This window comes from Citricoccus sp. CH26A (genome assembly GCF_000224415.1).
Lineage (GTDB): Bacteria > Actinomycetota > Actinomycetes > Actinomycetales > Micrococcaceae > Citricoccus.
Window position 1 is genome coordinate 1 of the sequence record NZ_AFXQ01000055.1, and the last position, 1,296, is coordinate 1,296.

The window sequence follows — 1,296 nt, forward strand, 5'->3', positions numbered from 1 at the left end:
GGATCGTGGCCGATCGCGTCGGCCAGGGTGCCGATGTCCCCGCCGACCTGCTCGGTGATCTCACTGAAGGCGTTGATGAAGGAGATCTTCGTGGCCAGGAACGCGTTCGCGGCGACCTTGACCAGCTCCGCGGTCGCATAGTCCGTGGCAATCCACGGGGTCCCGGCGGCCAGCGCCTGTGCGTACACCTCACGCAGCACGTCCTCGGCCTGGGCGGAGGTGACCCCGACGACGAGGCGGTCCGGGGTCAGGGTGTCCTTCACGGCGAAGCCCTCCCGGAGGAACTCCGGGTTCCAGGCCAGCTCCACCGCCCCGGGCAGCCCGGCCGCGTCCCGGGTGTCGGCGATCAGGGTGGCCAGGCGTTCGGCGGTGCCGACCGGGACGGTGGACTTGCCCACGATCAACGCGTCCCGGCTGATGTGCTCGGCCAGGGACACCGCGGCCGCATCCACGTAGCGCATGTCCGCCGCGCTCTCACCCGGTCTCTGCGGGGTACCCACGCCGATGAAGTGCACATCCGCCCACGCACCGACCTCGGCGTAGGAGGTGGTGAACCGCAACCGGCCCGAGGCCACGTGCTTGATCAGCAGCTCCGGCAACCCGGGCTCGTGGAACGGCAACTCACCCCGGGACAACGCCTCGACCTTGGCCGGATCGATGTCCAACCCCACCACCTCGAACCCCAGCTCCGCCATGCACGCCGCATGCGTCGCCCCCAGATACCCCGTACCAATAACTGACAACTTCAGCGTCACGGACGCCAACCCCTCCCCATCGATGCGAACTGGCTTCCCGCGGGAAACCGTCATATTCTATCTAATTATAGTTATCCCAGGCTGGAAACTATTGTCATATAAGTCGTATCATTATTCGTGACCACGCAAATACGCCGGCAAAGTACCCAAACTTAAGTATGCGATTCACGCCATCAAGGTCTAGAAATCAATGTTTCAATGCAAGTTCTTTGAGCCAGGGGCGCAGTTCGGGTCCCAGGTCCTCGCGGGCGCTGGCCAGCTCGATGACGGCCTTTAGGTAGCTGAGCTTGTCCCCGGTGTCGTAACGCTTGCCGCGGAACACCACGGCGTGGACCCCGAAGCCCTCCCCGGTGCCCTCGGCGAGCACCTGGAGGGCGTCGGTGAGCTGGATCTCGTTGCCCCGGCCGGGGCCGGTGCGCCGCAGGACCTGGAACACCACCGGGTCCAGGACGTAGCGGCCGATCACGGCCAGGTTGGACGGGGCGTCCTCCGCGGAGGGCTTCTCCACCAGCCCGGTCACCTTCACCACGTCCTCCGGTCC

General features: G+C 65.7%; 2 protein-coding genes. Both read right to left on the reverse strand.

What is annotated here, in order from left to right; translation table 11 throughout:
- The coding region (locus CITRI_RS0115545) for a nucleotide sugar dehydrogenase (protein ID WP_010145874.1) at window positions 1-695 on the reverse strand (695 nt) is incomplete at its 3' end.
- A 247-nt stretch (window positions 696-942) separates the two neighbouring features.
- Window positions 943-1,296 (reverse strand): sugar phosphate nucleotidyltransferase (locus CITRI_RS0115550; RefSeq protein WP_010145875.1); only part of this gene is annotated, 354 nt, incomplete at its 5' end.